Source organism: Prevotella sp. P4-119, assembly GCF_002251345.1.
GTDB lineage: Bacteria > Bacteroidota > Bacteroidia > Bacteroidales > Bacteroidaceae > Prevotella.
Window position 1 is genome coordinate 1 of the sequence record NZ_NPJB01000005.1, and the last position, 5,179, is coordinate 5,179.

The window sequence follows — 5,179 nt, forward strand, 5'->3', positions numbered from 1 at the left end:
AGAATATTATCTGACTCATTGTTGGACAGAACCCCTCTCGTAGATTTGCTCGGCAAAAGCGAACCTGCCGAGAAGTTACAAACTGTAAGAGAATTAAGTCTTAAATTTATTTAGTGGACACTAGTGAATTGGAACACAAAAGATGATTTCAAAATCAATTGTTTTTTCAAACCTGTGCCTCAATAATTCACACCTTTTTTTGTATCTTTGCAGCATCAAACGATAAAACTATGGCAAAGAACTTATTAAATAAGTATGTCTGGCTGGTAGAAACTATCTATAAGGCCAAGAAGATTACATACGAGGAGATTAACCAGAGTTGGCTTGACAACGACTTGAGCGAGGGTAATCCACTTCCCTTGCGTACATTTCATAAATGGCGTATAGCTATTGAAGAGATGTTTGGCCTCATCATTGAAAACGAGCAGAGTGGCAGATACCGCTATTATATCGAGAATGCTGACGAACTGAGAAGCGGATCCATGCGCAGCTGGCTGTTCAATACGTTGACGGTGAGCAACCTGATGATAGAGAACGTAAGTATTAAAGATAAGGTACTATTTGAGAAGATTCCAGATGGCGAACAGTATCTGCCCATCATTCTTGAGGCACTGAAGAAGAACCTAGTGCTTGGCATGACCTATCAAAGCTTTTCGAGAGACGAGGCAAACACCTTTGAGATAGAGCCCTATTGCCTGAAAGCTTTTAAGCAGCGTTGGTATATTGTTGGTCGTAGCCCCTATTATGATAAGATCATGATTTATGCTCTTGACCGTGTTCAATGGATGGAATTAAAAGAGACAAGTTTCAAGTATCCTAAAGACTTTGTACCAGAGGAGTTTTTCTATGATTGTTTGGGTATCATAGCTGATCAGAATGTCAAGGTCGAGACTGTTAAGTTTAAGGTTTCTTCAGGCCAAGCCAATTATCTCCGTTCCCTCACCTTACATCATACTCAACAGGAGGTTGAGCGGACTGATGAATACAGTATCTTTACCGTTCGTCTGCGCCCCACCTTCGATTTCCGGCAGGAGGTCCTTTCACAGGGCTGCGATATTGAGGTGTTGGAGCCTAAATGGTTTCGTGATGAGGTGGCTGAGATTTGCAAACACATGTGGAATAAATACAAGGAAGATTGATTATGCGAGACTTTGCTGCTATAGACTTTGAGACGGCCAACAACGAGCGCACTAGTGTTTGCTCAGTGGGTGTAGTGATAGTGCGTGATGGTGAGATAGTGGATACTTTCTACTCTCTGATTCAGCCAGAGCCCAACTACTATAATTATTGGTGTAGCCAGGTACATGGTCTTACTCGTAAGGACACAGAAGAAGCCCCCATATTCCCAGAAGTATGGAAACAGATAGAGCCATTTATTGAGGGATTGCCCCTTGTAGCCCATAATAAGTCTTTTGATGAGAGTTGCCTGAAAGCCGTATTCCGTTGCTATCAGATGGATTATCCGGATTATCAGTTTTACTGTACATGTGTGGCTTCTCGCAAAGCGTTTCCACAATTACCCAACCATCAGTTGCATACAGTATCAGAATACTGTGGTTATCATCTGGCTAATCATCATCATGCCCTTGCTGATGCAGAAGCCTGCGCCTGGATAGCCAGAGAAATTTTATAAAACTTCCTTCAAATATGTAACATTTTCGTTTTTTGCATACTATATTAATAAAAAGATGTATCTTTGCAAATAATTAAGTTGTATGAAAAAAGATCAGATTGTAATCTACAAAGACGAGAACAACTCCATTCAACTTGATGTTAGGATGGAAGGAGAAATGCTGTGGTTAGATCGCCAGCAAATAGCGACATTGTATGGCAGAGATTATAAAACTATCAGCAAGCATATAAATAATGCGCTAAAAGAGGAACTGGCCGGCTCCGAAGAGGTAGTCGCAAAATTTGCGTCTACCACTCAGCATGGTGCTATGAAGGATAAAACTCAGACGCATGACAAGGAGTATTTCAACCTAGAAATGGTAACATCTGTTGGATATCGTGTAAAGAGTAGTCGAGGGGTGATGTTCAGGAAATGGGCCAACAAAGTCTTGAAGCAATACCTCTTAAAAGGTTATGCCATCAATGAACGTATCCGCAAGGAGCATATTGGCGAACTACGCCAGATGGTTCAAGTGATAGGGCGTACGCTATATAATCAGGAATTGTCGGATACAATAGAAACACAGGAGTTACTGAATGTCGTGGTCGATTACACCTACGCGCTTGATACACTTGATAATTACGACTACGAACGACTGACGATAGACAAAATCACGAAGCAGGAGTCTTTCCATGCCACTTATGAGAATGCAATGGAAGCCATCAGTGGTTTACGTGAGAAATTTGGTAGCTCTTCACTCTTTGGTAATGAGAAGGATGACTCCTTCAAGAGCAGTATTGGCCAGATCTATCAGACCTTTGGAGGCGAAGAACTCTATCCCAGTGTGGAGGAGAAAGCAGCCATGTTGCTATATCTGGTAACGAAGAACCACTCCTTTAGTGATGGCAACAAACGCATTGCAGCCACGCTATTCTTGTGGTTCCTGAACAATAATGGTATTCTCTATCGCAAAGACGGTTCAAAACGCCTGGCTGATAACACCCTCGTAGCACTAACTCTGATGATTGCTGAGAGCAAGACAGAAGAGAAAGACGTGATGGTGAAAGTCGTAGTCAATCTGATTAATCAGAAGAACTGAACTAGTTACGTCATTTATCAACATATCCACTCTACATTATTATACTCATATAAGAAAGAGAAATAAGAAAAGATAATAATAATGATGTTTTTATAAGGTGTGCCCCAATACGGCACACCTTTCTTATATCTTTGCATCGTGAACTATAAAGATGTAACGATATGACAGTATCAGAATTATTTAAGAAGTATGACTTTGAAAGCATACTACCGCATTTAAATCACCTCTTTATGGTGAATAGTGGGCGGCATTTCTCTGACGCGAGTATTGAGGTGTTCAGAGGTCTTTATAAAAAATGGACCGAATGTGAGACACAATCTACGAATCGCCATATCCGACTTGTATCTCGTTGGGAGCATACAAGTCCATCCATTGATATGAATTGCCATGTTAAAGAGAAAAATGTTTTTTGCTACGCAGTAGCAGACCAGAAAGATATGATCGAAGTTTTGAGCATGAAAGTGAGAGTAGATAAAGACGTTGAAATCAGCGAGGTGGAGTTGGCAGCTGGCCTCTTTTGGGAAATGACCTATTATGGTCCTAAATAAAATGGATAGTTATACGAAATTATGTTAATACGCTCTATTGTTCAAAATAAAGTAGTATCTTTGTTGCACCAAAAATGATATATAAGAATTATGGTTAATGGATTTAAGGTTATAACCCTCTGTGGTAGCACTCGTTTCAAGGATGAATTCCTGGAAGCGCAAAAGCGTCTGACACTTGAAGGCAACATCGTTATTTCTGTGGGGCTGTTTGGCCACTCTGGTGATGATGAGGTATGGACAGAGGGTGTGAAAGATATGTTGGATCGCCAGCACCTGGCAAAGATTGACTTGGCAGATGAAATCTTTGTCATCAATGTGGGTGGCTATATTGGTGATAGCACCAGACGCGAAATCGCTTATGCAGAATTCAAAGGCAAGTCGATAACATACCTTGAGAGTTGCAGAAAGCCCAGTCTTTATGACAACTATGCTTCACTTAGTGAACTTCATGGTGCTGGAAGAATCTCTGATGAGGATTTTGAACAGGCAGGACGCGACTTTGACAAAAAGCGTAAAGCGGCTATTGCTGAATATAATGCTTGCCAAGGCCCTTGGCCCTATCAGTGGAAAAACATCGATGCTGTTGTTTGTGGAATATTGCAGCAACATGGCCTTGTTTCCGTTGATTACCATGACCTCAAAGACCTCTACGATGCAGATTGCGTATATGAAGCTCGCATCAAAGGAAAGGGATCCAACGTTGAAGAACAAATTCAAAGCATCATTGACGCTATCAGAAATGAATACTTGGCCCAACTACGTTCCTCAAAGAAAGTCGTTGTAACGTTATGTGGTTCGTCTGATCTCTCAGGCTTACTTGAAAAACTAGCCGATTGCATGGATGGCTTGAATGTTGTTTGGCAGACAAGGAAACTCCATATTAATGCTAAAGGTTGTATGGAAATATCAATAGTAATAATTTAATAACACAGAGGGTGAAATGAATAACGAGCAAAATAATATTCAAGCTAAACTTGAGAAATGGGCAGAAGATACAGTGAAAGCGTACCATCAGATAGCAACTCGTGATGATGTAAATATTGCATATTATACACAATCTGATCTCTCTTTGCTTTCAGAAGAGCCCGAATTGATGATAGTCGGAATTAATCCAGGCAATCCATATGGTATAACTCCATACACAGAACAATGCAAAAACAAGAATTGGTCATACTTGTACAATAATCCACTCGACAAAAATCATCTTTGGAAAGGTAATTATTGCAAAGAAGAAGGGAAAACATCATCCTGGGACAATCATAAAAAATGGAAATATTGGGCAGGGCTAAAAAGTTGCTTGTCTCAGACAGCACTTTCAACTGTTATAAATGATGATAGTAAGATTATTGTAACGAATGCATCATTCTTCAGTACGGAAAAAGCTGATGGAATTAGTGAGTCCTTATTGACAGAGACAATCCCATATACACTTGACTTAATACATATAACAACCCCTAATAATATAATTTTTCTAAGTGGAAAGAAATGCTTTGAAAGACTCTGTCGCTTGTCGAAGTCTTCCCAACTATTCCAGTTTGAGTACAAGCATATCTGTGGAAATATATTTGTAGGTATTTTGAACAAAAAATACTGTATTGGTATTCCGCATCCTGCTTATAAAACGAATGAAGAAATAAAACTTGTCGCCTCAGTTCTTCCTTCTCTATTAAAAGTTTCAAATTATGAAAACATTGACGTTGAGTTAATTCGTAAAAGATGTGCTAAACAAATTAAAGAATACGAAGATAGAATTTACAACCATAAGAAATCTAATAATAAGCAAGTTAAGATCTCGAATATAAAGAGTATTGTTCAACAAGTAACATCTTCAATAAATCTTATAGCCTATCAAGAAAAGAATCATAGGTACAAAATAGACGAGAAATATGGTATAACTATTACTGATAGCCAAGGAGGTTA

The 5,179-nt window shown here is 39.4% G+C and carries 6 protein-coding genes; all 6 read left to right on the forward strand.

Features of this window, described 5'->3' with window-relative positions:
* Nucleotides 1-230 precede the first annotated feature (230 nt).
* Complete coding sequence (locus CIK89_RS00530) at nt 231-1,139, forward strand: YafY family protein (RefSeq protein WP_094389488.1); 909 nt, start codon at nt 231-233, stop codon at nt 1,137-1,139.
* 2 nt (nt 1,140-1,141) lie between these two features.
* On the forward strand, nt 1,142-1,633 hold the full coding sequence (locus CIK89_RS00535; RefSeq protein WP_094389489.1) for a 3'-5' exonuclease: 492 nt from the start codon (nt 1,142-1,144) through the stop codon (nt 1,631-1,633).
* An 82-nt stretch (nt 1,634-1,715) separates the two neighbouring features.
* Nucleotides 1,716-2,711, forward strand: a complete 996-nt coding sequence (gene rhuM / locus CIK89_RS00540; RefSeq protein ID WP_094389490.1) for a virulence protein RhuM/Fic/DOC family protein — start codon at nt 1,716-1,718, stop codon at nt 2,709-2,711.
* Nucleotides 2,712-2,872: 161 nt separating this feature from the next.
* Nucleotides 2,873-3,259: a hypothetical protein gene (locus CIK89_RS00545; protein WP_094389491.1), complete on the forward strand. Its 387-nt coding sequence runs from the start codon at nt 2,873-2,875 to the stop codon at nt 3,257-3,259.
* Between the two features lie 90 nt (nt 3,260-3,349).
* A complete protein-coding gene (locus CIK89_RS13685) occupies nt 3,350-4,183 on the forward strand; it encodes a hypothetical protein (protein ID WP_216820456.1) in 834 nt (277 codons plus the stop codon).
* Nucleotides 4,184-4,199: 16 nt separating this feature from the next.
* Nucleotides 4,200-5,179, forward strand: a 980-nt coding sequence (locus tag CIK89_RS00555) for a hypothetical protein (RefSeq protein ID WP_094389492.1), incomplete at its 3' end; no start/stop codon positions are given.